General features: G+C 66.4%; 21 protein-coding genes. 9 read left to right on the forward strand and 12 right to left on the reverse strand.

The features are described from left to right. Positions 1-20: 20 nt before the first annotated feature. The gene (locus ACXJ16_RS19135; RefSeq protein WP_463923023.1) at positions 21-2,345 is read right to left on the reverse strand and encodes a TonB-dependent receptor; all 2,325 of its coding nucleotides are present in this window, start codon (positions 2,343-2,345) and stop codon (positions 21-23) included. A gap of 100 nt (positions 2,346-2,445) precedes the next feature. Between ACXJ16_RS19135 and ACXJ16_RS19140 the strand changes: the two genes are divergently transcribed. Beyond that, positions 2,446-3,450 carry an MBL fold metallo-hydrolase gene (locus tag ACXJ16_RS19140; protein WP_463923024.1) on the forward strand — a complete coding sequence of 335 codons (1,005 nt, stop codon included), beginning with the start codon at positions 2,446-2,448 and terminating at the stop codon, positions 3,448-3,450. A gap of 29 nt (positions 3,451-3,479) precedes the next feature. Here the strand turns inward: ACXJ16_RS19140 and ACXJ16_RS19145 are convergent, their stop codons facing one another. The 5 genes from ACXJ16_RS19145 to ACXJ16_RS19165 form a co-directional block, all read right to left on the reverse strand. Beyond that, entirely contained in the window at positions 3,480-4,664 is a 1,185-nt protein-coding gene (locus ACXJ16_RS19145; protein WP_463923025.1) for an MFS transporter, read from the reverse strand. 158 nt (positions 4,665-4,822) lie between these two features. Next, positions 4,823-6,037 (reverse strand): acyltransferase family protein, encoded by a 1,215-nt coding sequence (locus ACXJ16_RS19150; RefSeq protein WP_231636271.1) that lies wholly within the window; start codon positions 6,035-6,037, stop codon positions 4,823-4,825. Between the two features lie 89 nt (positions 6,038-6,126). After that, on the reverse strand, positions 6,127-8,181 hold the full coding sequence (locus tag ACXJ16_RS19155; RefSeq protein ID WP_324699540.1) for a TonB-dependent receptor domain-containing protein: 2,055 nt from the start codon (positions 8,179-8,181) through the stop codon (positions 6,127-6,129). A 187-nt stretch (positions 8,182-8,368) separates the two neighbouring features. Beyond that, the gene (locus tag ACXJ16_RS19160; protein WP_054441845.1) at positions 8,369-8,812 is read right to left on the reverse strand and encodes an Lrp/AsnC family transcriptional regulator; all 444 of its coding nucleotides are present in this window, start codon (positions 8,810-8,812) and stop codon (positions 8,369-8,371) included. 1 nt (position 8,813) lies between these two features. Further along, the gene (locus tag ACXJ16_RS19165; protein ID WP_132468873.1) at positions 8,814-10,748 is read right to left on the reverse strand and encodes an isoaspartyl peptidase/L-asparaginase; all 1,935 of its coding nucleotides are present in this window, start codon (positions 10,746-10,748) and stop codon (positions 8,814-8,816) included. A gap of 254 nt (positions 10,749-11,002) precedes the next feature. Between ACXJ16_RS19165 and ACXJ16_RS19170 the strand changes: the two genes are divergently transcribed. Beyond that, complete coding sequence (locus ACXJ16_RS19170) at positions 11,003-13,834, forward strand: TonB-dependent receptor plug domain-containing protein (RefSeq protein ID WP_463923026.1); 2,832 nt, start codon at positions 11,003-11,005, stop codon at positions 13,832-13,834. A gap of 48 nt (positions 13,835-13,882) precedes the next feature. Here ACXJ16_RS19170 and ACXJ16_RS19175 read toward each other — a convergent pair whose 3' ends face one another. Beyond that, a complete protein-coding gene (locus ACXJ16_RS19175; RefSeq protein ID WP_463923027.1) occupies positions 13,883-16,915 on the reverse strand; it encodes a DUF2135 domain-containing protein in 3,033 nt (1,010 codons plus the stop codon). A gap of 65 nt (positions 16,916-16,980) precedes the next feature. Next, complete coding sequence (locus tag ACXJ16_RS19180) at positions 16,981-17,877, reverse strand: LysR family transcriptional regulator ArgP (protein ID WP_054441972.1); 897 nt, start codon at positions 17,875-17,877, stop codon at positions 16,981-16,983. A gap of 168 nt (positions 17,878-18,045) precedes the next feature. Here ACXJ16_RS19180 and ACXJ16_RS19185 point away from each other — a divergent pair, with 168 nt between their 5' ends. From ACXJ16_RS19185 to ACXJ16_RS19195, 3 genes are all read left to right on the forward strand, one after another. After that, a complete protein-coding gene (locus tag ACXJ16_RS19185; RefSeq protein WP_054441849.1) occupies positions 18,046-18,666 on the forward strand; it encodes a LysE/ArgO family amino acid transporter in 621 nt (206 codons plus the stop codon). Between the two features lie 24 nt (positions 18,667-18,690). Then, a complete protein-coding gene (locus ACXJ16_RS19190; RefSeq protein ID WP_463923028.1) occupies positions 18,691-19,320 on the forward strand; it encodes an FMN-binding negative transcriptional regulator in 630 nt (209 codons plus the stop codon). Between the two features lie 69 nt (positions 19,321-19,389). Next, on the forward strand, positions 19,390-19,959 hold the full coding sequence (locus ACXJ16_RS19195; RefSeq protein ID WP_463923029.1) for a hypothetical protein: 570 nt from the start codon (positions 19,390-19,392) through the stop codon (positions 19,957-19,959). Between the two features lie 9 nt (positions 19,960-19,968). Here the strand turns inward: ACXJ16_RS19195 and ybaK are convergent, their stop codons facing one another. From ybaK to ACXJ16_RS19210, 3 genes are all read right to left on the reverse strand, one after another. After that, positions 19,969-20,442: a Cys-tRNA(Pro) deacylase gene (gene ybaK / locus ACXJ16_RS19200; protein WP_185999608.1), complete on the reverse strand. Its 474-nt coding sequence runs from the start codon at positions 20,440-20,442 to the stop codon at positions 19,969-19,971. Positions 20,443-20,552: 110 nt separating this feature from the next. Further along, positions 20,553-21,224 carry a methyltransferase domain-containing protein gene (locus ACXJ16_RS19205; RefSeq protein ID WP_463923300.1) on the reverse strand — a complete coding sequence of 224 codons (672 nt, stop codon included), beginning with the start codon at positions 21,222-21,224 and terminating at the stop codon, positions 20,553-20,555. A gap of 35 nt (positions 21,225-21,259) precedes the next feature. Continuing rightward, complete coding sequence (locus tag ACXJ16_RS19210) at positions 21,260-21,670, reverse strand: plastocyanin/azurin family copper-binding protein (protein WP_463923030.1); 411 nt, start codon at positions 21,668-21,670, stop codon at positions 21,260-21,262. A gap of 346 nt (positions 21,671-22,016) precedes the next feature. Between ACXJ16_RS19210 and ACXJ16_RS19215 the strand changes: the two genes are divergently transcribed. The 4 genes from ACXJ16_RS19215 to ACXJ16_RS19230 are packed head-to-tail and all read left to right on the forward strand — an operon-like array spanning position 22,017 to position 25,654. After that, a complete protein-coding gene (locus ACXJ16_RS19215; protein WP_054441853.1) occupies positions 22,017-22,250 on the forward strand; it encodes an acyl carrier protein in 234 nt (77 codons plus the stop codon). Beyond that, on the forward strand, positions 22,247-23,476 hold the full coding sequence (locus tag ACXJ16_RS19220) for a beta-ketoacyl-[acyl-carrier-protein] synthase family protein (RefSeq protein ID WP_463923031.1): 1,230 nt from the start codon (positions 22,247-22,249) through the stop codon (positions 23,474-23,476). The genes ACXJ16_RS19215 and ACXJ16_RS19220 overlap by 4 nt, the downstream gene beginning before the upstream one ends. Then, positions 23,473-24,561 (forward strand): type III polyketide synthase, encoded by a 1,089-nt coding sequence (locus ACXJ16_RS19225; RefSeq protein WP_463923032.1) that lies wholly within the window; start codon positions 23,473-23,475, stop codon positions 24,559-24,561. The genes ACXJ16_RS19220 and ACXJ16_RS19225 overlap by 4 nt, the downstream gene beginning before the upstream one ends. A 1-nt stretch (position 24,562) precedes the next feature. Continuing rightward, complete coding sequence (locus tag ACXJ16_RS19230; RefSeq protein WP_463923033.1) at positions 24,563-25,654, forward strand: NAD(P)/FAD-dependent oxidoreductase; 1,092 nt, start codon at positions 24,563-24,565, stop codon at positions 25,652-25,654. 47 nt (positions 25,655-25,701) lie between these two features. On the opposite strand, the gene ACXJ16_RS19235 is transcribed toward ACXJ16_RS19230, so the two are convergent. Further along, positions 25,702-26,304, reverse strand: coding sequence for a YbhB/YbcL family Raf kinase inhibitor-like protein (locus ACXJ16_RS19235; protein ID WP_324699547.1), 603 nt, complete (start codon positions 26,302-26,304; stop codon positions 25,702-25,704). Positions 26,305-26,475: the final 171 nt, after the last annotated feature.

Here is a 26,475-nt window from a genome sequence, read left to right on the forward strand (position 1 = left end):
ATCCCGATCGGGCGTCAGCTTCAGAAGCGGAAGCCGACACCGCCGCCGATCACGCGCGGATCGTTCACGAAAGCGGTCAGGTTGTTGAAGTCGATCGCGCCGATCACGTTCGATTCGTTCGTGATGTTCCGGGCGAAGACGAAGAGGTCCACGGCGTCGGACGGCGAACGCCAGCCTGCACGCAGACCGCCTTCGAAATTGGTGCCGACGTGGAATTCGGTCGCATCGTAAAGGAACAGATTGAAGTCCTTCTGCGCGACCCAGTCGGTCTGGGCATAGAGCTTGCTGCCGCTCGCCAGCTCGTAAGTGTAGGAAGCGTTGAAGTTGAAGAGCCAGCGCGGGGCCTGCGGGAAGGGATTCCCGTCGATCGAGGCGCGGCGTGTGGTGCCCACGGTCACGATCGGATCGCGCACGGTGCAGGCGGCGCCGCAGAATGCGACCAGGAGGTCCGGATCGTCGATCTTGGTGAAGTTGTAGGAGACGCCGCCGCTGAACTGCAGGCCGCGAACCGGGTTGGCGGTGGCCTCGAACTCGACGCCGCGACCCTTGCCGCGCTTGGCGTTGATGAGCTGGTTGAAGTTGCCCTGTCCGCCGATGGCGGTGAACTGCGGGTCCTTGATGTCGTAGATGTAGCCGGTCAGGTCGACGCGGAAACGGTTGTCCGGCGTTGCAGCCTTGATGCCTGCTTCATAGGACGTGATCGTTTCGGAATCCGCCGTCGTCAGGATGTTCGAGGTGGCGATGCGGCCCTGGATGGAGGGTCCGCGATAACCGTGCGCGATACGGCCGAAGAGGCTGACCTGCGGGCTGAAGCGATAAAGCGCGCTGACGTCCCAGCTCGGCTGGTCATCCTTGACCGAACGCGAATCCGCGAAAGGCGCGCCCAGCGTGCGGGCCGCATCGAGGTCGCGCTTGTCGCGGGTCCAGCGGGCACCGCCGGTCAGCCGCAGACGGTCGGTAACGTCGTAATGGAGCTGGCCGAAGACCGACCAGCTGTCACTCTTCTGGCGAAGTTCGGAGATGACCAGCGGATCGATCCCGCCGATGCCGTCCCAGCTGGCCGAGATAAGCTCGAACTTCTCGTGCCAGTAGAACGCGCCGACCTGCCAGCCGAAGCGGGTATCGCCATTGCTGGCGAGGCGGATTTCGTAGGTCTGCTGGTCGAGGTCGCTCGACAGGGTGCCGGTTTCCGAACGGAACGGTACGGTACCGCTTCCCTCCGTCGTGCCGAGCACGCCGCCGTCGATGTCGCCGCGGCCCGAGCTGCTGCCCTGATAGGCCGAGACGATCGCGGTCAGCGTTGCGCCGCCGAGGTCGTAATCGACATGAAGCGCCTGCGAGGTGGTGTCCTGCGTCTGCGGGTTGTTACGGCCGCCGTCGTAGTAGACGGTGTCGCGGTCGTAACGGTCGTTCAGCTTGTTCGAGCCGGTGGTCAGCACGTTGGCGCGGTTGAGCGTCCCGGTGCCTTCATAGTGGCGGCCCTGGAGGGTCAGCAGCACGGAAAGGCGATCGTCCGGCTTCCACAGGGCGTGGAGGCGGCCGGCAACGTCGTCGAACCCGCCAAGGTCCTTGCCCGGCTTGGTGAACGAGGCGTCGTAAGCGTTGTTCACCCAGTTCTCACGGTGGTTGACGAGGCCGGCGACACGGAACGACAGGGTGCTGGTAGCGGGGATCGTCACGCCGACTTCGCCGCGCACGGTGCCGAGTTCGCCCACAGTGAACTGGGCCTGTCCCTCGGCATGGTCGCCGGGGCGGCGGGTGTCCATCTTGACGACACCGGCGGGCGTGTTGCGGCCGAACAGGGTGCCCTGCGGGCCCTTGAGCACTTCCACGCTGTCAAGGTCGAAGAGCGGGAAGCCCTTGAGGTAAACGTTCTCCAGCACGACGTCGTCCAGCACGACGGAAACCGGCTGCGAAGCGTTGAAGTCGAAATCGACGTTGCCGAGACCGCGAATGTAGAGACGCGGGGCGTAGCGGCCGTTCGAGCTTTCGACATAGAGGCTGGGCGTGCGGCCGGCGAGCGAGAGGATGTCGGCGCCGCCCTCGGAGACTGCGCTGATCTTGTCTCCGCTCAGCACGGAGACCGCGATCGGCACGTCGCGGATGTTTTCCGGACGGCGCTGGGCGGTGACGACGATGTCGGCGGAAGCGTCCAGGGTGTCAGCCGTGGCGGCACTAGGCCGGGCGGCTGCGTCCTGCGCCAGGGCAGGCGCCGCGCCGGCGAGGAGCGCCGGCACGCTGGCCAGCCAATACGTCTTCATCTTCATCTTGCACCCCTTAACGGTAAGCCGGTGCGTATGGATGTTGACGCCGGAAAACCGCGCGTAGTCGGCAGGAATGGCCACGCACCTGACCGCCTTGCCGAGCGCGGGCCTCTAACCCTGCAATGTGACAATTTCGATATTGATGTTTCGCCAGCCCACAGAAAACCATAGGGAGTTGGCCATGTTTATAAAGACAGTGATCACCCTGTGTCGTTTTGGCATCACTCTGCTGGGGGCCGTCGCGGCCATGTCAGGGTCGGTTTCGGCCGCTCCGGCGAAGGCCGCTTTCGACCTTGTTCCGCTTGGCGTTGAAGGCGGTGTCGTGGAGGGGGCCACCACCGCCTGGTTCATTGCGGCAAGCGGAAGTCGCAAGGGGCTGGCCTGCGATGCCGGAACGCTGGTGCCGGGCATCAGGGCGGCCATTGCGAAGGGCGGATTTGCTGCCGGAAGCCGGGCCAGCGATGTGCTTCACGACGGGATCGGGGCCTATCTGATAACCCACCCCCATCTCGATCACGTTGCAGGACTGGTCATGGCCTCGCCGGACGACAGCGCCAAGCCGATCCTCGCTTTGCCGGAGGTCAACGCCGCGCTTTCAGCGCATTATTTCAACTGGAGCTCCTGGCCCAACATGGGCGATCGCGGCCAGCCGCCCATGCTGCGGCGTTATCGCTACGAGGATCTCGTCGCAGGCGGAAAGCCGGTGCCGGTCGGGGACACGGGCCTGAGCGTGACGGCCTATCCGCTTTCGCACGGCGGAAGCCTGTCCACCGCCTTCCTGATCCGCTCCGGCGAGGACGCGCTGCTCTGCATGGGCGATACCGGTCCCGACGCGGTGGAGCATTCGGCGCGGCTCGAAGCCCTGTGGCAGGCGATCGCGCCGCTGGTGAGGGCAGGGCGCCTGCGTGCCATCATCGTCGAGACATCCTATCCCGATCCGAGAAAGGATACCGAACTTTACGGTCACCTGACGCCGAACTGGCTTCGCGCCGAACTCGGGCGGCTTGCGGCTGCTGCTGGCGGCGCCGACAGGCTGAAGGGCCTGCCGGTCGTCATCGGTCACATCAAGCCTTCGATTGACGGGGCCGAGCCCGCCGTTTCAGCCATCATGCGGCAATTGGCCGAAGGCGGCTCGCCCCCCGTGCGCTACATTCTCGCAGAGCAGGGTAAAGCCCTGGAGCTTTGAGGCCGGTCGGAGCCTTGGGGCTCCCGGTGTCAGGACAAGGCCTCGCATGTCGGGGCGGCGGTGGTTTCGGGAGAGGGCCGGGCCGCCGCAAACAGCACTGCGATCAGGCCCGCGGCAGAGGTCGCCGCGCCAGCCAGTGCCACGGCCGGATAGCCAAGGCCGAGGGAGATGACGCCCCCGCCCAGCGCGGCGCCGAGCGCGTTGCCGAGATTGAACGCGCCGATGTTCACCGATGAGGCAAGGTTGGGAGCGTCGGCGGCAGCCTTCATCACCCTCACCTGCAGGGGCGGCACGAGGGCGAAGCTGGCAATGCCCCAGAGGAAGATGAGCACCGCAGTCGGCGCGGCGTGGCTCATCGTCATCGCGAACGCGGCGAGGATTGCGGCAAGCGATCCCAGCGTCACGATCAGCGTCCGGTCGACCGAGCGGTCCGCGAATTTGCCGCCTAGCCAGTTGCCCACGGTCAGACCGAGGCCGTAAGTCACCAGCATCGCTGTCACGAAGCCCAGTGAGGCATGGGTCGCATCGTGCAGGATCGGCGTGATGTACGTGAACACGGTGAACATCGCGCTGGACCCCACGACCGTCAGGGCCAGCGCGCCGAGCACCGGCTTGCGGGTGAGGACCTTGAGTTCGGCAAGCGCGTTTCCTTCGCGCGGGGCGGGCAATGCGGGCAGGGTCAGGCGCAGGGCAGCCATCGTCGCCGCGCCAAGCACGGCGATACCCCAGAAGGATGCCCGCCAGCCGAGATGCTCGCCCGCCCAGGTGGCCAGCGGTACGCCCACCACGTTGGCGATCGTGAGGCCCATAAACATGGCGGCTACCGCGCCGGCCTGGCGCTGGGGCGGCACGAGGCTGGCGGCCACGATCGAGCCGACCCCGAAGAATGCGCCGTGATTGAAGGAGGTGAGCACCCGCGCGCCCAGCAGCATCGCGTAGCTGCCCGACATGGCCGCAAGCAGGTTCCCGAGCGTGAAGATGCCGGCCAGTGCGATCAGCAGGGTACGGCGCGGCATGCGGCCGGTGGTCAGTGTCATCAAGGGGGCGCCGACGACGACGCCCAGCGCATAGGCGCTGACCAGTATGCCCGCGGTCGGGATCGATACGCCGAGGTCTCCGGCGATGACCGGCAAAAGTCCCATCGGCGCAAATTCGGTGACGCCGATGCCGAAGGCACCGACGGAAAGAGCAAGGAGGCCGGGGTTCATCTTCATCGAAAGTCCTCAGACAAGCCGCCTTCGGGCCGAAGTGCCCGCATGAGCGACAGGAATGTCGGAGGCATAAATGGCCGCTTTCGAACTGGCCGGGTAGCGTCGATGAGCGCGAAGAATCTTTGCGTCTGGCGCAAAGGTGAATTAGTCATTGCGGGATGCTAGCGGAGGCTCTGCGCAGCAGGTTCCGCGATGGCCTTGGCGGATTTGACCTGGACGCCGCTCATGAAGAACAGCAGCCATGGCGACCGTTTCACCACGGCCCAGCCTGCGAATGAAACGACGAGCGCGGCCAGCGCGAGCGCGAGATAGCGCAGCGGATAAGGCACCGGCATCGCATCGATCAGCCAGAAAGTCGCGATGATGATCGGCAGGTGCAGAAGGTAGACGACAAAGGACGCATCCACCAGTTCCCGGACTTTTCTGGACTCCGTGTGGAAAAGGGACCGAGCGCCGGCGATGATGGTCTGGGTGAGACAGATGGCCGCGACGGCTTTCAGTACCGGGCGTGTATACTTGGGAAGCTCGGGCGCGCCGACCGCGACGAGTGCTGTGCAGAGGGCGATCAAGGCCACCGCCCAGGAGAAGCGGTTGAATTTTCCGCTCATTTCGGGTGCGCGGTTGAGCAGCGCGCCAAGCGCGAAATAGGGCGCATATTCAAGGGAAAAGCCCAGGGACAAAGGATTCTGCAGAAGGTCGGGAATGAACGGCCCGAGCTTCAGCAGCGCCACTTCATATACCCCCACGCACAGGCCGATGGCGATCATCGTGAGCGTGAAGAACCGCGCGCCCTGACTGTCTGCGCGGTCCAGCCGGTAGGTTCTGGCCGAGGGCACGAGGGCGAGGGCCGCGGAGGCGCAGGAAAAATAGATGAGGACGATGACGAACCAGAGATGTCCGGTCGTCTCGCGCCCCATCGTCAGAAGCTGGCGGGCCCAGAAAGCGAACGCCGTTTCCGCGTCGCTGGAGGTTTGCAGGTCGGCTGCCAGGTTCATGAGCGGTACGATCACGATCAGCCCGGCCGCCAGTGGCGGGAGCAGCCGGACGAGGCGGCTTTGCAGGTAGGCTGCCGGTTGCCGTTTGAGGAGCAGCATCGCGGTGAAGTAACCCGCGATCAGGAAAAATCCCTGCATCCGGAACAAGTGCAGGAATTCCATCAGGTGCGTGAGTGGCAGCGATCTGTCGCGGGAGAGGACGATCCAGGACTGCCCGTCATCGCGAAAGGGATGCGCCGCATGAAAAGGAATGCCGAGCAACATCAGAAAGGCGCGCACGGCGTCCAGATGATGTTCGCGGCTCGGGTGCAGAAGAGCGCCATCGGGCGCTGACGCTATACGGACATTCCCCATGGATGCTTTTTTGCGGCAAACCGCCACGTCAGACAATTACTCTCAAGGCTGATGCCAAATTGCCGATCATGTCCCATTTGGTCAGGGCAATGCCTGAGAGGCGAGGTTTTTACGAGCTAGAGGCTTCGGGCGAGCGAGAGCGAGACGATCGCGCCTTCGCGCTGTGCGCGCTGCTCGCTGCCGCTGAACGAACCGGCGCGGCTGGGCGAATAGAAGCGGCGCAGGCGGGAAAAGTCCTGTCCGTTGATCGCCTTGACCGTAAGTGTCGTCTTGAAGCCTGCGATGGCGGTTGTCTCGACATAGGCTCCCCAGAGCGCGTGATCGCGCCAGCGCAGGACTTCGCCCGTGTAGAAGACATCGCCGTGTACCGCCGCGGTCCAGTTCACGCCCCACGAGGACTTGAACGCGGGAACATCGTGACGGAATTCGGCCGTGATGCTGCGCGGGGAAATGTCGTCCATGACGCGGTTTCTGCCGGTTACCGGGTCTCGTAGCCTCGAGCCGCGCCAGGTGCCGTCAAGAGTTAGGCGCGCGCCCTTGAGCGCGGCGTCGAGCGGGAGCGTGCCCTGCGTGGAAATGCCCCATTGCCGGGCGTTTCCGATCGTTCCCAGCGCTTCCTCTCCCGTTGGCAGGACGAGATAGCCGAGCAGTCCGGTATGCCATTGGTGATAGGCTTCCACGGCGATGGCGCCGCCCTCGCCCCAGCGGTGGTCGATCCGCGCCAGCGCCCGCGTGATGCGCGCGGGGCGCAGGCCCGAGTTGCCGCCGAGCGGACGCCCGTCGGCCTGGTCTACCGATGCGGCGAAGTCGCCGAAGTCGAGCTGGTCTACGGTGCGCCGCATTCCGAACCGCACCTGGGTCTTGCCGGAAGGCGACCAGACGAGTGCGGCAGAGGGCTTGAGATAGGACAGGGTCTGTTCCTGCGCCGCTTCTCCCGTAACCCGGATCTGCGAGATTTCGGCCGCTATTCCCGCTTCAAGATTGAGCTTGCGGGAGAGCTTGACGGTGAGGTTGGCGAACGCTTCGCCGCGCAGTTCGGAAACGCGGGTGGCCGCATTGGCCAGGGGCACCGCGACGAGCCCACCGCCGGTATCCTCTGCGTAGTTGAGCAGGCTGGAAAGGCGGTTGTAAGCCACTTCGGCACCGAATTCCGGGCGTATCGGGTGATCGCCCTCACGCGTGACGGTGCCGCGTCCGACCAGTTCCATCGGTTTCTGGACCTGCGAGGACAGCCCGCGATAGTCCGCTTCCACGTAATCCTCGTCGGTGGTAAAGCGCTCGGCCCGGCCGAGACCGACCAGTTTGGTGGTCCAGCCGGAGCCAATGCGGCGGGTCCAGTCCAGGCCGAGCTCGCCGCTGCGGCCTTTCTCGTCATAGGCGATATCGCGGCGGGAATCCGGCGTTTCGTCGGCGGCGGCGAAGATGTCGATGGCGCGATCGGATGAGTAGCCTTCCTTGTTGAGCCGCAGGTTCACGGTCAGCGTGCCGCCTCCCAGCGCACCCGAAGTGGACAGGGCAAGGCCATATTCCGGGGCCTTCGCGGATATGCTTTCCTTGCGGGTGGAACTGAGGTTTCCTGCGGCATCCCGGTCGAAATAGATGCCCTCGTCGGGGTAGCGCGTCACTTCGCCGGACAGTTCGATGCTGGTCTGCCAGCCCGCGATCCGGCGTGCGTGGCTGGCGCGGACAGAAGGCGACACAAAGCCATCAGAAGTGTGGCTGAACGTCGCCGAGACATTCCCGGAGCCTCCGGCGTCCACACGCAGCACGACATTGGCGACAAGGGTCTGTCCCTGCGCTTCGGCAGCGTCGCTTCCGCGCAGCAGGACGATGCGCTCCACCCGCGAAGCGGCGATCCGGCGCAGCACTTCGGTGATGCCGCCGCCCTTCACCGTGGGGCGCTGCCCGTCGATCAGGACATTGCCCGCGCCGCCGCCGAAACCGCGCACCGAGGTTCCCTCGCTGAGCAGGAACCCGGGGGTCCGTTCGAGCATGTCGAGCGCGGTCTGGGGCTGGAACGGCTTGTAGAAATCGGCCGGGTAGACCGGGTCCGGTCCCGCCGGGACGATGGCGGGCGGGGTTTCCTGTCCTGCCGGTTCGCTGGTGCGGGTTTCGTCGGGCGGAAAGATCGCGGCCGCGACGCCGGCGGCAAGGAAGGAGAGGGCGTTCATCGGGGCGCTTTCATCATGCGGGGAGACACGGCACTTCCGGCCCGTGAACCGGCGCCGGATCGCCGCCTTGGGCGGCGACAGGAAGGCTGCTTGCGGATGACATGATCGAGCCGTTTAGTTAGTTGCGAACGATTTGCAATAAGTATCAACGGGCGGCGCCACAACTCTCTGCCGAGTTCGAAAAAGCCTATCTTTCCAGCTTGGTGGCAAGGATCACGCTGGTGCTGGTCCGCTCTATCCCGTCGAGCAGTCCGATATCGTCGATCAGGTCGTTCAGCTGGCGGCTGTCGTCCGCCTCCAGCATGGCGATGATATCGAATTCGCCGCTGATCGCGTGGACGGCCTGAACGCGAGTGATCTGTTCCAGCGCGCTTTCCACGTCGCGGTGGCAGCGCGGCACCGTCTTTATCATCATGTGCGCGCGGATGCGGCTGGCGGCGAACGCCTCGCCAAGGCGCACCGTGTAGCCGGCCACCACGCCGGCTTCCTCCAGCCTTGCCAGCCGGGAATAGAGCTGGCTGCGGGAGATGTTCAGTTCCTTGGCGAGATGGGCGATCGGTTGCCGCGCGTCCTGCCGCAGCAGCGCCAGCAATCCGTCATCCGTTTCATCGAGCCGGCCACCGGAATGCACGTCATTCTCCCGGTCGTTCGTCCGCGAAGATCGCCGTTGCGGCAGCGGAACCCGCCGCGATGCGGCCACGATACATTCCCAGGTCGTTGATGGCAAACGCGGGCACGCCGTCCGGCCCCATGGCGATCAGGCCGCCGTCGCCGCCGATCGCGCCCACGGACATGATGGTGTCCTGCGCTGCGGCGGCGAGCGGCTGGCCGAGGTAGCCGACCCGGTCGCAGACCTGCCGCGCGGCGCTTTCCCGGATGAAGAATTCGCCCGATCCCGTCGCGGAAACCGCGCATTCGCCGTTCTTGGCGTAAGTGCCCGCACCGATGATCGGCGAATCCCCGACGCGGCCCCAGCGCTTGCCGGTCATGCCGCCGGTGGAGGTGGCGGCGGCGAGGTTTCCGTCCGCGTCGAGCGCCACGGCGCCCACTGTGCCGAACAGGTGCGTGCGGTCCAGCACGGCCTGGTGGTTGCCCTTCCACTTGAGGAACTGCTGCCAGCGCTCCTCCGTGCGGAACCACGACGGATCGACCTGCTCCAACCCCTGCTGCGCGCTGAAAGCGTCGGCTCCGGCACCCATCAGCATCACGTGTGGGCTGTGATCCATCACTGCGCGGGCCGCGTCCACCGGATGGCGGGTGCGCGTGAGGCCGGCCACGGCGCCGGCCTTCTGGGAACTGCCGTCCATGATCGCGGAATCGAGTTCGTTGCGCCCTTCCGAGGTGAAGACGGCGCCGCGCCCGGCGTTGAACAGCGGGTTGTCCTCCAGCACGCGCACGGCCGCAGCCACCGCGTCCAGGGAGGCGCCGCCCTTGTCCAGCACGGCGGCCCCGGCGCGCAGGGCTTCATCCAGTCCGGCCCGGTAGGCCTTTTCCTTTTCGGGCGAGAGCGAGCCGCGTTCGATGATCCCCGCGCCGCCGTGAATGGCGAGCGACCATAGCGGCACTTCCACCGCCTTGCCCCCGCGCACGGCGTAGTTCCGCTGGAACGTGGGGTTCTCCACCGTCCCCGCCGGCAAGTGCACGACAGAGCCCGCGCCGATGCCGGTCACCCGGACGTGATCGGCGGAGAAGGGGCGCGGCGGGATGCCGGTCTCGATCTGCTTGCGAGCATCGGCGCGAAGGCCCGCGCCGTTCACCAGCCATGCGCCGCCGTCCGGCGAGGTGGCGTAGATGCGGCCGGTTCCGTCCGCCTCGACCGCCACCGCCGCGCTTTCGTCCACCCCGAGCCCGAACATCGGCGGGGCCTGCGGCGCGCGTTCCTTCTGGGCCTTGGCAAGGAAGGCGAAGAGCCGTCCGAGGCGGTCGCGCTCCTTGAAATGGGTGTCGGTGACGATCCCTTTCAACGCGGCGATGTGCAGGAAATCGCCCTCTATCGTGTTTGCCGGACCGAAGGGATCCGCCAGACCCTCGCCGCTGGTCAGGCTGCCGCCGTCCATCGCGCCGTAAAGCTTCTCGCCCAGCATGGCGAGGCCCGCGCTGGTTCCGCCCAGCGGCTTTCCGGCGGCGACATGGGCATCGAGCGCTTCGGCCACCGGCGTGCCGCGCCAGAACCGCACATAGTTGGACTGGTCGCCGCCGGCGATGAAGATGCCGTCGGCCTTGCGCAGCGCTTCCAGGACCTTGGGATCGTAGGCGGCCTTGCGGTTCTTGAAGACGAAAGTCTCGGCAGAGCTGATGCCGCCGATCTGACGGTAGAATTCTTCCCCGATCTCCGGTCCGTAGGAGGCGCGCAGGATCACGATATGGCCCTGCCCGGCGTGTGCGAAGAACCACTTCATCGCATCGATGTTTCGGTCTCCGCCGCCCATCAGCAGCAGGCCGCCCGAATGGGTCGCGGCGGCGGGCGCGTTGACGTCTCCGATCGCGAAGTGCCGGTAGCCCGGTCCCGCCGATGCGGGAGATGCCGCGGCCAGTGCCGCCCCGCCCAGGACCAAGGCGAGTGTCATGACAGGGCGATGCTTTGCGCGAAACTTCAAGATGCGAACTCCGGTTTGCCGGCCGCGCGCCTTACCCGGCAGAGCGGTGATTGCCCTGCAAAGCCGTGACACCTGACATGCGACATTTTGCGCACACTAATCTGCAATATGAAGAAACAAAATGTCAAACTGGATTGAGCCTTTCTTCATATTGTGTTTCTTTGATGTGTCGAAAGCGTCAGGCCACGCAAGGGGGCGTGTCCGTCGCCTATCGTGGGGGCTTCATGGATTCTGCTTCGTACCGCCGCCGTCATGTCTGGATATCGGGGTGCGGGATCGCGGCCCTGAGTGTGTCGATGTGTGCGGCGATATGCGCCCCGATGAGCGCGCAGGCGCAGGAAACCCTGCAACCTCCTGAACCGGAGGGGGCGCCCATCGTCGTTACCGGCTCGCGCATTCCGCGCGTCGCCACCGAGGGGCCGGCGCCGGTCACCGTCATCAGTTCCTCCACCATTCTCGAGAACGGCTATGCCAGCGTGCCCGACATCCTGCGCGCCGTCACCCAGAACGGGGGCGAGACGCAGAGCCAGCAGTCCTTCAGCGGCGCCAGCTTCACGCCCGGCGCGCAGCAGGTGGACCTTCGCGGCCTTGGGCCGAACCATACCCTGGTTCTGGTGAACGGCCGCCGCATCGCCGATTTCCCGCTGCCGTTCCAGGGACGCAGCAACTTCACCGATATCTCGAACATCCCGGTGAGCATGATCGACCAGGTGGAGATCCTGAGCGGCAGCGCCTCGGCTATCTACGGATCGGACGCCATGGCGGGCGTCATCAACTTCAAGCTCAAGGACAAGGCCGACGGCACGACGATAGACTATCGCCACGGCCGCACCGAGCAGGGCGGGGGCATGTCCCACCGCCTTTCCGTGACGAGCGGCTGGTCGAACGACCGTTTCCACATCGTGGGCGGGGTGGAGTATCTGCTGCAGCGTCCGATCTGGGCATCGCAGCGCAGGGTCCAGGACAGCACGGCGGACAATCCCACCACCGCCAGCCCGCTCGCCCGCCGCACGTTCCTGCGCTACGATCCCGATGCGGACGAATATGTCGATCCCGGCGCGTCGACGTGCGCGGGGCTGTCCTATCTCAACGGCGGCTCGACCTATTACGCCTCGCGCCCGCGCTACGGCGCCTATGATCCGGACCTTGACGATTACGGCCCCGGATACTTCTGCGGCAGCAATACCTCGATCGGCTACGGCACGATCATATCCCGGCGCGAAGGCTTCAACAGCTTCGCCTCGGCGGGCTTCAAGCTGTCCGACGCGGCGGAGCTGTTCGTCGATGCCCAGTTCGGCATCAGCAAGGTGGCGCTCATGCCGGACGTGCTGGAATGGGGTTTCCAGGACTCCTCGGGCAGCAGCGACACGACCTTCTACAATGCCTACGACAACCGGCTGGATGACTGGTACCGGCAGTTCACGCCCGAGGAATCCGGCGGTTTCCACAATGTCATGACGCGCAATCGCCAGACCACCTTCAGCGTGACGCCGGGCATCAAGGGCGCGCTGTCGGACAAGTGGTCCTACGAGCTTTCGTTCAATCACAGCGAATACCGCGCCAGGGTCGAGTTTCCCGAAGTCATCGCGGCCAAGGCCAATGCGCTGTTCCTGGGCGAGCAGATCGGCACGGACGAGGACAGCGGCTATCCGATCTTCAACGCCGATCCCTCGCGCCTCTACACGCCGCTCACCCAGTCCGAGTACGAGAGCATCACCGCCTATTCGGTCTACCGGCCGAAAAGCTGGACCGACAATCTCCAGGCAACGCTCACCAGCACGAGCCTGTTCGAACTGCCCGCCGGGCCGGTGGGCTTCGCCGCCGTGGCCGAAGGTGGAAAGCAGGGCTACGATCTCAACCCGGACCCGCTGGCGCTGACCGATTACTACTATGGCCTCAAGGACAGCGACGGGCACGGTTCGCGCAGCCACTGGGCGATCGGCGGCGAACTGCGCGTGCCGGTGACGAGCTTCCTCCAGCTGTCCGGCGCGGCGCGCTATGACGGCTATCGCTTCGCCGGCAACACCATCGGCCGGTTCACGTACAACGGCGGGCTGGAAGTCCGCCCGATGCGCACGCTTCTGCTGCGCGCCGCCTACGGCACGGGCTTCCGCGCGCCGGACCTGCACTATGTCTTTACCGGCCCCGGCAATACCCACCCTTCAGCGACCGACTATTACCTCTGCCGGACCGAGGAGCCCGACGAGGAAATCGGCGATTGCTCCTACTCGGACGAAGGCATCGTCGCCAAGCGCAACGGCAACCGCAGCCTGAAGCCGGAAACCAGCAAGTCGCTCAACGCCGGTTTCGTCTGGCAGCCGAGCCCGCGTTTCGACGTCTCGGTGGACTATTTCCGCGTATCGCTGTCGAACCAGGTGCAGGATCTCTCGATCGACCAGCTCCTGCGCGACGAGGCCGATTGCCGCATCGGCGAGACCAATTCGGGCAGCCCGGTCGATATCAATTCGCCGACCTGCCAGGATGCCATCGCCCGCGTGCAGCGCTATGCCAGCGGCGTGAACGAGGGCGAGCTGGATTCCGTCTCGATCAACCCGATCAACATCGCGCATGAGAAGACCAGCGGCATCGACGTGGCGCTCCACGCGAACCTGCCCACCGGTTTCGGGCTGTTTTCGCTGACCGGATCGCACACCCACGTGTTCAAGCACAGCTTCCGGCAATATCCGGGCGACGCTTCGATCGACAAGCTGGCTTACGACAGCGGCTATGACATCCCGCGCGACAAATCGACCGCCAGCGTAAGCTGGAACCTCGAACAGCTTACCTGGACCGTTTCGGGAACGCGGCTGGGCAAGCTGCCCAATTACGACGAAGACGCCTACATCAAGGCGAGCTACCTGTTCAACACCAGCATCCAGTACGATTTCACCGACCATCTGCGCGGGTCGCTGACGGTGAACAACGTACTGGATCGCAACCCCGTGAAGGACCGCAGCTACGCGGCTTATCCCTATTACGACATCAGCTGGTTCGACAGCGTGGGCCGCAGCATCTACCTTGAGATGACTTGGAAGATCGGAGGCAAGGGCTTCTAGGGTCCTGACCCTAGATCGTAAATTCATAAACGGCACGCCGGGCGGGGTTCATTTCCCGCCCGGCGCCACGGTCAGCCGCCCGATCAGGCGCCCGCCTTCGGCATCCCGATCCGATCCCTTCTCGAAAGCGATATCGGTATCGACGAGCGTTTCCTTCATCGAGGGGCGCCCGAAATCGCGGATCATCCGCAGCATCACCCTTCCGTTGCCGTTCGGATTGATGCGGTCCGAGTCGAACCCGTTGATGCGGACGGTGTACTCCCCGGCGGGGGCCTTGCGGATGGCGTATTCCTCGGGACCGTAGCCGTCGGTCATGTCATTGGTGATATGGCCGCCGGAGGAACTGGTCTGGTAGCTATAGAACACCTTCTCGCCGTTGGGCTCGATGACCCAGAGGTCGATGTCGGCATCGTCGTTCGTCCATTCGATGACGATCCGGATATCTGTATCGAGCAGCGCCACGAGGCGCGGATCGAGCTTCCAGTTTCCGCCTGCCGCCTCGATCGCGGGAATGAGGCCGTTGGCTTCCATCAGGGCCACCGTCTCGATCCCGTCGAAGTCGCGGATCGCGGGATCGAGCACGACTTTCGCCAGCAGTGCGAAGGCCCGCTCCAGATCGTCCTTGCCCGAGGGGCCGTGCGCCCGCCCGCGTTCGGCAAGCGCCAGCGCCAGCGCGCGGCGGGGCTGGGGCCGGAAATCGCTTCCTGCCGCAAGCGCCTCGAACAGGGCGACGGCGCGGTCGAGATCGCCGTCCCGTTCCAGCCGGAACGCGACGATCTGCCGGGTTTCGTCATCCACCACCGCGAGTTCCAGCGCTGAAAACAGCAGGTCGCGGGCGGCCCCGGCATCGCCCTTGCGCCGGAACCATTCGGAGGTTTCCAGATAGAAAGCCGGCAGCGTGCCGAAGGTCTCTTCCTGTGCCGCCAGCACCGCTAGCCGGTTCTCCGGCTTCGCAGCGTCAAGCGCGGCGAGGTAGGGGCGCTCGGCAAGGGCGCTTTCAAGGTCGAGGCCGATGGTCCGGCCGGCGAGCGTTTCGCGGGATTGGACATCCACGGCCAGCGGCGCGCCCTGGACCGGGCTTGACCGCCGCTGTCCCGACACGACGATGTTCGCCGCGTCATCGCCGCCCGCCGAAGCGGCCTGCGTGGCAGGCAGGATAACGGAGACCGGCGGAGGCGGAGCTATGTTCATGGCAGGCGGGGCCGGAGGAGGCGGAGGAGGCGCCGCCCCGAGGACCTCGGCCGACCGGCCCTTCACACGGGGGCGCGGCTTGAAGCGACTGTTCCACCACGTCTTGTGCGCGGTCCATTGCTCCACCACGAATGCCAGCCGTTCCTGCCGCTGGTGAGCGGTTTCCTGATCGCGTGTTTTCCGGGCGCTGCGGTAATCGGCCATCCATTGCCGGGAAAAGCCGCCGGATGGGGCAATATCGGCATTCAGGTACTGGTCGGGACTTTCGAGCACGAGGAAGGCCATCGATGGCCCCGCCACATTGAAGGAACGGGCCAGCCGGACCATGCGATCATGCGCGAGCGGATCGTCGCCCAGCCGGTCCACCTCCTGGCTTGCCCAGAGCGCGCCGGCGGCGTTGAGCGGGGCGATCGGCCCGGAAGGGGCTTCGTAGACGCGTTCGGCCGTGCCCTTGCGGAGGCCCGCGATAGACAGATGCACTTTTCCGGTCTCGGGCATCTTGCCGACCGCGAACCAGCGGCCGTCGGCAGCCGGCAGGGTGCGAAACGGAAGCTTTCGCCCGTTATCGTCACGCGCAGCCAGAATGGCGATTCCGGGCTTGCCGAGGGTCTGGACGACGTCCTGCCCGTTTTCCTGCGTGAGGCGCAGGAAGCGGCCGCCCGCAGCTTGCGCCATGCGGGTCAGGCGGGCACCGTTGGCATCCGGCGCCGAGGCGATGATCGAGAGCGGGCAGTCCGGTTCGAACGCGGCCTGATTGTCCAGCGTCGCCACGCCGTCGGAGAACAGCAGGCAGGTATCCGCCGCGGGCAATTCCGGCTTTTCCAGCCCGGCAAAGCTGGTGCCGCCCCGGTAGGTCACGGCGGCTACGGCCTTGTCCAGTTCGTCGGCGCCGTGAACGGTCTGAAGGCGTGGCGCGTCGCTGGCAAAGGTCACGAGGTCGATCGCCTCGGGCGCGGCCTGTTCCACGTAGGCGCGCAGGAGCGCCCTCTCGCGGTCGAGCAGGTCGTCTCGGCGTGACAATGAACGATCCCAGTAGATCCTCAGGCGGCCGCCGTCCTTCGCGCCCGGACGTCGTCCCGGCGCGGCATCGCCGATCTGGAAGAAGTCGCCGCCCTTGCCGTGGTGCGACACCAGCATCCCGGCAACGGGATCGCCGCCGAGGATGACGATGCCGCCCACGACCGGCCGCTTGGTTTCCTCGAGATCGGCGGACCAGCTGCCGGCGGCCTTGCGCAGGAGCGACAGCGGCTTGCCGCCGATCCTGACCTCGGGCGCCGCCCGGAAACCGGAGATCCGCGTGCTGACGTGCAGGGCGGTGCCGTCCTGCAGATCGAGCGGGAGGACGAGCCCCCGCGCCGGGTCGAAGGGCGCGGAAAGACTGATGCGGATGCGCCGGGGCTGGTTGCGGGAAATCGGGAAGATGCGGGCCTGGAAAAGGTTCGCCGCGGTGATCTCCGCCAGACCGGGATCGATGCCCTTTCGGACTTCGTCCTCGTAGACGTTCCGGGCTCTGGGCTGGTCCAGCAGTTCGCCATCGATCATGGCCCCGTCAACGTCCAGCGCATAGCCGGTGACGACCGCGTCGGTGGGTAGTTCCAGCAGGAAACGCGCCTCGTCCGCCGTGCCGGACGCATCGGTGAGATCGGCCTCGATCACGATGTCGGCAAGGCGGCCCTGGACCTGCACATCGACATGGAGCCGCGAGATTTTCAGGCCCTGCGCATCGTGCCTGCCAGAGCCGTCGTCTATCCCGCGCTGGTATGCGGCGAGCTGCGGGTTCGGCCCCGTGTTCGGCCCTGGAGTCGGCGCTGCCAGGGTCGGACCGCCAAGCGTCAGCGTTCCGGCCGCCAACAGGCCCAGAACCAGTTTCGCAATGCGCCTGCAACCCATCCGCCGATATCCCCCCGCAATTGCGCCACTAAAACATGACCTTGGCGGACAGGCAATGTGGCAGTTCAATCCGTGATCAGGCTGGCGGCCGCCACGTCGCGCACGGCGTCTGTCAGCACGCGGAGCGAGCGGGCCTGAATGCGCGTGACGGTCCAGTAGAGCTTGACGTCGAAAGGGCGGCCGGGCGGGAGTTCCTGCAAGGTGCCGGCGGCGATATGCGCTTGGGTGAGGGGAGCGGGATGCATTCCCCAACCCAGCCCCCGGAGCGCGAAATCGACGAACCCTTGCGTGGAGGGCACCCAGTGCGTCGGCGCGGCCAGCTTGACGCCATGAGTCTCGAAGGCCCAGCGCGCCTGCAGCGTGTCGCGGCGCTCGAAGCGGAGCAGCGGGGCCTTGGCCAGTGCACCGGGATCGATGCCGTTCCCGAAGTGGCGCGCGATGAATTCGGGCGAGGCGCAGGCGCGGTAGCGCAGCGATCCCAGTTCGATCGTCCGGCACCCCTGCACCGGCTCGGGGTCCGACGTCACCACGGCGTGGACTTCGCCGGAGCGCAGCCGGTCCGCGGTGTGCGCCTCGTCGTCCAGCGTCAGGTCCAGCAGCATCCCCGTCGCGCGGACGAAGGCGGCGGCGGCTTCGGGGAACCATGTCGCGAGACTGTCCGAATTGACGGCCAGCTTCACGGTCAGCGGGGCGGCGCGGCTGTCTTCCGGCGGGTTGAGATGAGGTTGCAGGTCGGCTTCGAGCAGTTGCACCCGGTCGAAGTGGGCCCGCAGGGTCGCGCCCAGCTCGGTCGGTTCGCAAGGCTGGCCGCGAACGATCAGGACCGCGCCCAGCCGTTCCTCAAGACCGCGCACGCGCTGCGACACGGCAGACGGCGTGATGTTCAGGGCTTCCGCCGCGCGCTCGAACGTCCCTTCGCGGATGACGGCGGAGACGGCGGCGAGGGCGGGGTAGTCCAGCATGATGAAGCAGTGCTTCATCTGCATTAGCAAATCAACCTTTGCTAATGCTGCCCCGGCCTGCACTGGAAGGGACATGAATGTTCTTACCATCCCTTGCGTGTTGACGTTGATCGTCGTGGCTGCGTCCCTGCTGGCCTTGTGGGCCGGACTTGCGAAGGGTGCGCCGCGATGACGGGGGCCGCCTACCCGTTCCTTTCCGGCTTCGCGCTGTCCGCCGCGCTCATCATGGCGATTGGCGCGCAGAACCTGTTCGTGCTGCGGCAGGGGCTTCGGCGTGAGCATGTCGGGCCGGTCGTGCTGTTCTGCGCTTCGGCGGATGCCGTGCTGATCGCGGCGGGGGTGGCCGGGGTCGGCGCGTTCCTGACGGCCGTGCCGGGGCTGGCGACGGTGCTTTCGCTTGGCGGGGCGGCGTTCCTGGCATGGTACGGGATCAAGGCGTTCCAGCGAATGGCTGCGCCCGATGCGATGGCGGTGGCGTCTGGCGGCGGTATCAGCCTGGGCAGGGCGATCGCGGCGACGGCGGGTTTCACCTTCCTCAATCCGCACGTCTACCTCGACACGGTGCTGCTGATGGGCACGGCGGGCGCGGCACAATCAGCGGCGGCGAGGCCGCTTTTCGTTGCAGGCGCCGCGAGCGCGAGCTTCATCTGGTTCGCCGGTCTCGGCTACGGTGCGCGCCTGCTCGTGCCGCTGTTTTCCCGCCCGGCTTCATGGCGCATCCTTGACGCCATCGTCGGCGCGACGATGCTGGTGCTTTCGGCATCGCTGCTCGCGCGGGCCGCGTTCTGATTTCTTTTTTCCCGGAGCCCGCTCATGTACTGTCCCGCCGCCTTTCGTGAAGACCGTGCCGAGGTGCTTCACGCGGCGATCCGCGCCTATCCGCTGGCCACGCTGGTGACGCATGGCGCGGCGGGGCTCACGGCCAACCTGATCCCGTTCACGCTGGTGGCGCCGCCGTCCGGGCCGGTCTTGCTCCGCGCGCACATGGCGCGCACGAACCCGCAGGTGGAGGACCTGCGCGCAGGTGCCGATGCCCTCGTGATCTTCCAGGGGCCGCAGGCCTATGTCACTCCGGCATGGTATCCGGCCAAGCGCGAGCACGGGAAAGTCGTGCCGACGTGGAACTATATCGCCGTGCAGGCGCGGGGCCGCGCATCCGTTACGGACGATGCCGCCTGGCTGCGCGCGCAGATCGACCAGTTGACGGATGAGCAGGAGCGCGGCCGCGCCGTGCCATGGGCGGTGGACGATGCGCCCGCCGGGTTCATCGCCGGTCAGCTCAGAGGAATTTCCGGTATCGAGATCCCGGTCGAGAGGCTTGAGGGCAAGTGGAAGGCGAGCCAGAACCAGCCGCAAGCCGCCCGGAGCGCCGTAGCCGAGGGACTGCGAGAGGGCGAAACCCCGTCTGCGTCCATGGCGGATATCGTTGCGGCTGCGACGTAAAGTTATGATATTGACTCGCAATAGCTAAATTGCATTAATATGAACTTCGTATCAGCGAAGGAATTGGTGATGATCGTTCATGGACTTCTCGCCGCCGCTGCGGCTTTGCCGTTGCTTGCCGCCAATGTGCCGGACGCGGCGATGAACGATGCCTTCGAACAGGCGCTCGCTTCCCCGCCGGTGCAGAGGGATACGCGATCGGCCGGCGATCCGCGGATCGATGCGGCGCTTCAGGCGGAAAACTGCGGCGTGGTTGGCTCCATCGATCAGCAGATCATCACGATGAAGTCGGGTGTCGTCGAGGATTCCGCCGACCTCGGTTCGGCATTCTTCGTGCGATGTGCGGACAGTTCCGCCTTTCTCCTGCGGGAATTGCGGGAGAAGGTCACCGTGAAGGACGGAAAGGTCACCGGGCGGGTAGGTAACCTCGGCGGACTGGGCTTTACGGAAAGCCTCGCCGGGCGACCGGCGGCGTTCCGCTATCAGGATTTCGCGAAGTTGCAGCGGACGATGGCGACCATGGCATGGGTCACCCCCGATGGCGCCCGTTACGCGGTCAGCACTTATGGCGATGCGGATCAGGACAGCGCCCGCGAACGATTGTCCGCGATCGCGACGAAGTTCGTCTCTCGCCTGTAACGGGGGCGTTCAGGCGGCGATGTCGGCGAATGTGGCGCCGAGAAGGGCTGCTGCATCGTCGCCGGAAAGCCTGGCCTGAAGGCCCCGCTGCCCGCCGTTGAGAAAGATCGCGTCCCACAGCAGGGCGGTCTCGTCGATCACTGTCGGCACCCGGCGCATCTGTCCGAACGGGCTGATGCCGCCGATCTTATAGCCGGTCAGTCGTTCGGCATCGGCGGGTTTCATCATTGCGGCGCTCTTGGCGCGCAGGGCGGCGGCGGCTTTCTTCATCGAGACCTCGCCGCTGCTCGGCGCGACGACGCAGGCCGGCTTGCCGTCCGCAAGCAGCATGAGGGTCTTGAACACCTGGGCAGGATCGGCGCCGATCGCCACGGCCGCCGCCTGGCCGATGCTCTCTGCCGAAGGATCGTAGTCATAGGCGTGGAGGCTGAAGGAGACTCCTGCCTGTTCCAGCGCCCTTGTTGCGCGGGTGGATTGCGCCATCGGGAATTCCTGCTCGTGGTTGCCCGCAGCCGCCTAGCGCAGCGCGCAGCGCGGGCCAAGGGGCAGGACCGGCACGAAAAGGCGCCCTGATATCGGCATGTCCCGTAAGATCAGGGAAATTCCCGCTCCAGCGCGATGCGGAAGGGAAAGCGCCTCGCCACTCTCACCGCCCCTTCGCCCAGTCCGGCGTCGGCGAGCACCTGCGTCCATTCGGCCGGGCGAAGCGAACGGGCGATCGAAAGCTGGCCGTCCTCCCGCACGATGCGGTGAACCCCCAGCGTCCGTGCGAGAAGGGGGAAGCCGTAATAGGCGAAAGCATGGCGGTGCAGGTCGCACAAAAGCCAGCCGCGCCGCGCTTCACGCTCCATATGGCGCAGGAAGCGGGTGAGCTGCTCGTCGGTCATATGGTGAGCGACCTGGCTGCTGACGATGAAATCGAAATGCTCGGGCTGGTCGGCATAGTCGCCGGTCCGATAGTCTATCGGGACATCTTGCGCCGCGTCCGAAGGCGTTGCGGCGCGTGCTATGCCTTCGCTCTCCGGGTTGAGGTCCACCCCCACCAGCCGTGCCTCGATCCCGCGCCGCGCCGCCCAGCGGGCCACGGTGCGCAGCAGGTCGCCATAGCCGAAGCCGACGTCGAGCAGGCTGAAGCTGCGCCCAGTTCCCACCGCGCGGGAGAGGAAGGCAAGGGTGGAATGGGCCGTGAAGGTCCAGCGGTTGACCCGCGCCAGATCGCGCAGCACGGCGGCATAGGCGGCGCTGTCGAGATCGACCGCGTCCATCTGTTCTTCCTGGCGGACGCGGACCGGCAGGAAGCTCACTGCACGACGATCTTTCCGTTCATGCCGAAGGCGCTGTGCATGAAATGCGTGCAGCGAAGCTTGTAGCTGCCGGGCTGCGGCGCGACGAGGTGGATTTCAACCGTTTGCCCTGCTGCCAGCGGCACTTGCCCGTCGGATACCTTGGCACGATCCGCCTCGGCGATCCGCGCGGCCGAGAAGAATTCCTTCGCCGCGAAATCGTGCCCGCCGGAAGCGGTATTCACCAGCTTCAGGTCGTAGCTGGCGCCGTGTTCCAGCGTGATGGTGGCGGGATCGAACTGGAAGTTCGACAGGCGCACCGTCAGCACGCGCATTTCGGCAGGTGCCGTTCCGCCGGGTTGCTGCGAGGCGGCGGGCAGGGGAGCCGCCAGAACGGCGGCGGCGATGACAAGACGGCGAGTGTTCATGTCCGGTCTTTCCATTGTCCGTGCAGGGACGCGACTCCGCGCGGGCGGAGCATGGTTCGTTATCGCACCGTTCCGGCCCGCGAAGAAGCGCTATCCGCGTTGCTCGCCGCGCTTGCCAGACCGGCGGAAAGCGCGCAGTCTCCGGTCCTTACGATCCGGGTGGGATGCCATGATGAGAAGCCAATGTCCGCTTACGGCGTGCGTGCTCCAGGCAGGATACCGGCCTATTTCCCGGACGGGCTGAGGCCATGGCGGAGCTTGCGATTTCGCGCCCTGCCGGACCTTCCCGGCTCCGATTCCAGCCGCGATTCCAGCCCTTGGCCCCCGTCCCAATGGAGAACAGCCGATGACTCACGATGCCGATATCATCGCCTTGATCGCCAAGGAGACGGGCCTTCCGCCCGAGCAGCTCCGCCCGGAAGCCACGCTGGCCACGCTGGACATTTCCTCGCTCGATCTTGTCAGCATCCTTTTCGAGCTGGAGGACAGGTTCGGGGTCGAAATCCAGCCGGAGGAACTCTCGCGCGAAACCACGCTGGGGCAGTTGCTGGAACGCATCGGAAGCGCCGCGCCGCGATGACCGGCGCCTCGGGGCACCGCGTGCTCGTGACCGGCATGGGGTGTGTGAGCGGTCTTGGCCGGGGCCTCGCTGTCAACTGGGCGCGTACCCGCAAGGGAGACGGCGCGATCCGCCCGCTGCCGGGCCCGGCGCCGGTGGGCATGGCCGCATGGCTGGAGGGCAGGCCCACGGACGACATCCGCTTTCCGGGCGTGGATGGGCAGCGCCTGCGCCGCCTTGGCCGCCTCGATCCGATCTCCCAGTTCGCGATAGAGGCCGCGCTGGAGGCCGTCCGGGATGCAGGCCTTGCGGATCATCCGTCACTGGCCCGGCGCACGGCGGTCCTGATGGGCTGCGGCAGCGGCGGCAACGAAACGATCGACACCGGTTACGAACGGCTCTTCGGCAAGGACGAGGCCAAGGTCCACCCCCAGACCATCCCTAGCTCGATGATCACGGCTCCCGCCGCGCATGTCTCGATCCTGCTGGGCATCCACGGCCCGGTCTTTACCCTGTCCAGCGCCTGCGCCTCTTCCGCTCACGCGCTGGGGGAAGCCCTGCACATGATCCGCAGCGGCCGTGTCGACGTGGCGATCGCGGGCGGGGCCGAGGCCTGCCTCACGCGTGGTTCGATGGCGGGATGGCAGTCTCTGGGCGTGCTGGCGCCGGACACCTGCCGCCCCTTCTCGCGCGATCGGCGCGGCATGGTGCTGGGCGAGGGCGCGGCCGTGCTCGTGCTGGAAAGCGAGCGCCATGCCCGCGCCAGAGGAGCCCGCGTTCATGGCGAACTGGCGGGATATGGCCTGTCAAGCGATGCGTCGCACATCACTGCGCCGGACACTGCCGGGATCGCGGCCGCTATTCGCGCGGCGCATGAGGATGCATGCATCGGTTTCGACATTCCCGCCATCGTTTCGGCGCATGGCACCGGCACCGCGCTGAACGATGCGGCCGAAGCGCTTGCGCTGCGGGAGGTCTACGGCGCAGACCTGCCCCGCCACCGGGTGATCGCCACGAAGTCCGCGCATGGCCACATGATCGGCGCGACCGGGGCGATGGAGTTCCTGCTGGGGCTGATGGCCCTTGTCGAAGGCACGGCACCCCCGGTGCTGAACCATCTCGGCCCTGACCCGGAGTGCGATCTTCCGCTGGCGCTGGAGCCTCAGTCATTTTCGGCCGAAGTGCTGATTTCGAACAGCTTCGCGTTCGGCGGGCTGAACGCGGTGCTGGTGGGGAGACGGGCATGACCTCGGCTATCGCGCATATCAATCGCATCGGCACCGCCAATCCGCCTTTCGCGGTTCACGATGCTTTCGTGCGCTTCGTCAGCGCAGAGCTGGCCGATGCACGGTCTCGCCGCCTGTTCGAGCGCATGGCCGCCCGCTCCGGCATCGCGCAGCGCTATTCCTTCCTCGAACCGGTGACGCTTGCCGACGGCACGATAACCGATACGGCGGGCTTCTACGGGACGGGGGCGTGGCCATCGACCGGGCAGCGCATGGCGCTTTACGAACGCGACGCGCCCCGTCTGGCCCTAGCCGCGATAGAGGCGCTGGAAATCGACATCGCCGCGGCGGGGATCACGCACCTCATCGTCGCTTCCTGCACCGGCTTCATGGCGCCCGGGCTGGATCAGGCGATCGTTGCCGGCGCCGGACTCGATCCCGGCGTGGAGCGGACGGTGGTGGGTTTCATGGGCTGTTATGCGGCCGTCAATTCCCTGCGGCTGGCGCATCACATCGTCCGTTCGACGCCGGAGGCGCGGGTGCTGGTGGTGACGCTGGAACTCTGTACGATCCATTTCCAGCGGAGCGGCGATCTGGCGAACCTGCTGGCGATGCTATTGTTCGGCGATGGGGCTGCGGCGGCTTTGGTGACGGCGCAGCGGGAAGGGATCGCCCTGCGCGATTTTCGGGCGGTGACGATACCGGGCACGGCCGATGCCATCACATGGTCGATCCGCGATCAGGGGTTCGACATGCACCTTGGCGGAGAAGTGCCGGCCCGCATCGCCGAGGCTCTTGCGGCGGATGCCTCCCGCGGAGACGACCGGGGGCTCCTGCGCGGCGCTTCAGCCGGTGATGTCGCGTTATGGGCGGTCCACGCGGGCGGTCGCACGGTGCTGGATGCCGTGGAGCACGGCCTTGGCCTACCCGCCGAGGCGCTGCTGCCTTCGCGAACGGTGCTGCACGATCACGGCAACATGTCCTCGGCGACATTGATGTTCATCCTTTCGCGGATGCTGTCGGGCTCGGGCGAGGGAGATGGGCTGGCGCTGGCCTTCGGGCCAGGCATGGCGGCGGAGAGCTTCCGCTTCACCCTGGAACGCTGACATGGCCGATGTCCTCGTGGTCGGCGGGGGGCTTGCAGGCGGGGCGGCGGCCTGCCTGTTGGCGCGGCAGGGGCGGGACGTGCTCCTGCTGGAGCGCGAGCATGGGCCGCATCACAAGGTCTGCGGCGAATTCCTCTCGGTGGAGGCCGCCGCGCATCTGCGCCAGCTTGGCGTGGACCCCGCTTCGCTGGGCGGTGTGCCGATCCAGCGGATCAGGCTGGTTTCGGGCACCGTGGAAGCGGAGGCGCCGCTGCCCTTCGGTGCCTGGGGCCTCAGCCGCCATGTGCTGGACGAGGCGCTGCTGAGGGAGGCCATCGCATCCGGCGCGCGCGTGGAGCGAGGCGTCAGGGTACTCCAACTCGGCGGCTGCCTGGCCCGCACGAGCGAGGGGGACCGAGAGGGGGAGAATCTGCTGCTGGCAACCGGCAAGCTGCCCCTGCGCGAAAGAGGCACGGCGTCCACGGGGCGGGCGGAGGATGGTTTCGTGGGGTTCAAGATGCATTACCGCCTTGCCCCTGCCGCGATGCACCGTCTGGCGGGCACGATCATGCTCTTTCTGTTCGGCGGCGGTTATGCGGGACTTCAGATGGTGGAGGGTGGACGGGCCAACTTGTGCCTCGTCGTGCGCCGCAGCCGTCTTGCGCAGTCCGGCGGGGACTGGACGGGCCTGCGCGCCCGGCTGGACGAGATCGCGGCGCTGCGCGAAATGCTGGCCGATGCGGAGCCGCTGTTCGACCGTCCTGTAACGATCGCCAACCTGAACTACGGCATGGCCCCGGCCCGGACCGCGAACAGCCGGGTGCTGCGGCTGGGAGACCAGTGGGCGATGACCGCCTCGCTCACCGGGGACGGCATGGCCATCGCCCTGCGCAGCGCCTTCGTTGCCGCGCAAAGCGTGATGGCGGGCGAGGACGCGCGGCGATACGACTGCAGGCTCGCCGCGGAGGTTCGCGGTCAGGTCCGGCGGGCCATGGCGCTTCAGAACATGCTGGAACATCCGGTCCTGCGGCAGGCCGGGTGTCACGCGGCCCGGTCCTTTCCTGCGCTGCTGACAATGGCCGCGCGCGCAACCCGCCTGCGCGAATGGAGATGACAGCGGGGCGGGAGCGCCGAAGGGGCGCTCGCCTTTGCCGCCGTGACCTACTCCTCGTCAGCCGGTTCCCCGTCTCCGCGCGCGTAATGGCCCACCAGCATTCCGGCGGCCAGGACATGGTCCTTGATCGCCGCCAGGAATTCCGAACGGCCCGGGTTCGTTTCCAGCACGGGCGCGCGGGAAAGCGCGAAGAGCTGGAAGACGTAATCGTGCGTGCCGTGGCCCGGCGGGGGATCGGGCGGCAGCCAGCCCTCGGCCTGATAGCTGTTGCGCCCCACATCGCGCCCGTCCGGCGCACCGTCGTCGTCAGGGCCGATGCCGCCTTCGGGAATCGCCCGTGTGCCTGCGGGAAGGTTCCAGACGATGGCGTGGACAAGAGGCTCGGCCGCAGGAGCGTCGGGGTCTTCGACCAGTAGCGCCAGGCTGGTGGTGGCGGCAGGAACCTCGCCCCATTCCAGCGGCGGGGATATGCCTTCGCCATCGGCCGTGAAGCGTGCGGGAAGGCGCGCGCCGTTCTCGAAAGCGGGGCTGGACAGGTCTATGAAGGCGCCTTCCGGCACCAGCCCGGCGCGGACGATCGCCAGCTTGGAATGTCCCGCGCGGAAGTTGTGAAACAGGGCGCCAAGCCATTGAGGGACATGTTCGAGCATGGGATTCTCCTTCGTCTCGGTGTGCAACGTCCGGACCCGACCTGAGGTTTCGTCACCATCGGCGATGACTTCCGGGTTTCGCAGATCATGACGCCTGCGCCGTCAGCCGCATTGATCGGGCGCAATCGGGGATCGGGCGCAATCGGGCCGCCCGGTATCGCACGCTGCCGT

The organism is Novosphingobium sp. TK71 (genome assembly GCF_055361505.1).

What these genes read in the sequence shown, in the direction of transcription:
- ACXJ16_RS19185 (WP_054441849.1), top strand. Translation starts at nt 18,046, where the DNA reads ATGACGGGGGCCGCCTACCCGTTCCTTTCCGGCTTCGCGCTGTCCGCC.
- ACXJ16_RS19205 (WP_463923300.1), bottom strand. Translation starts at nt 21,224, where the DNA reads ATGGACGCGGTCGATCTCGACAGCGCCGCCTATGCCGCCGTGCTGCGC.
- ACXJ16_RS19165 (WP_132468873.1), bottom strand. Translation starts at nt 10,748, where the DNA reads ATGACACTCGCCTTGGTCCTGGGCGGGGCGGCACTGGCCGCGGCATCT.
- ACXJ16_RS19230 (WP_463923033.1), top strand. Translation starts at nt 24,563, where the DNA reads ATGGCCGATGTCCTCGTGGTCGGCGGGGGGCTTGCAGGCGGGGCGGCG.
- ACXJ16_RS19235 (WP_324699547.1), bottom strand. Translation starts at nt 26,304, where the DNA reads ATGCTCGAACATGTCCCTCAATGGCTTGGCGCCCTGTTTCACAACTTC.
- ACXJ16_RS19190 (WP_463923028.1), top strand. Translation starts at nt 18,691, where the DNA reads ATGTACTGTCCCGCCGCCTTTCGTGAAGACCGTGCCGAGGTGCTTCAC.
- ACXJ16_RS19225 (WP_463923032.1), top strand. Translation starts at nt 23,473, where the DNA reads ATGACCTCGGCTATCGCGCATATCAATCGCATCGGCACCGCCAATCCG.
- ACXJ16_RS19220 (WP_463923031.1), top strand. Translation starts at nt 22,247, where the DNA reads ATGACCGGCGCCTCGGGGCACCGCGTGCTCGTGACCGGCATGGGGTGT.
- ACXJ16_RS19215 (WP_054441853.1), top strand. Translation starts at nt 22,017, where the DNA reads ATGACTCACGATGCCGATATCATCGCCTTGATCGCCAAGGAGACGGGC.
- ACXJ16_RS19210 (WP_463923030.1), bottom strand. Translation starts at nt 21,670, where the DNA reads ATGAACACTCGCCGTCTTGTCATCGCCGCCGCCGTTCTGGCGGCTCCC.
- ACXJ16_RS19180 (WP_054441972.1), bottom strand. Translation starts at nt 17,877, where the DNA reads ATGCTGGACTACCCCGCCCTCGCCGCCGTCTCCGCCGTCATCCGCGAA.
- ybaK (WP_185999608.1), bottom strand. Translation starts at nt 20,442, where the DNA reads ATGGCGCAATCCACCCGCGCAACAAGGGCGCTGGAACAGGCAGGAGTC.
- ACXJ16_RS19140 (WP_463923024.1), top strand. Translation starts at nt 2,446, where the DNA reads ATGTTTATAAAGACAGTGATCACCCTGTGTCGTTTTGGCATCACTCTG.
- ACXJ16_RS19155 (WP_324699540.1), bottom strand. Translation starts at nt 8,181, where the DNA reads ATGAACGCCCTCTCCTTCCTTGCCGCCGGCGTCGCGGCCGCGATCTTT.
- ACXJ16_RS19195 (WP_463923029.1), top strand. Translation starts at nt 19,390, where the DNA reads ATGATCGTTCATGGACTTCTCGCCGCCGCTGCGGCTTTGCCGTTGCTT.
- ACXJ16_RS19145 (WP_463923025.1), bottom strand. Translation starts at nt 4,664, where the DNA reads ATGAAGATGAACCCCGGCCTCCTTGCTCTTTCCGTCGGTGCCTTCGGC.
- ACXJ16_RS19175 (WP_463923027.1), bottom strand. Translation starts at nt 16,915, where the DNA reads ATGGGTTGCAGGCGCATTGCGAAACTGGTTCTGGGCCTGTTGGCGGCC.
- ACXJ16_RS19170 (WP_463923026.1), top strand. Translation starts at nt 11,003, where the DNA reads ATGGATTCTGCTTCGTACCGCCGCCGTCATGTCTGGATATCGGGGTGC.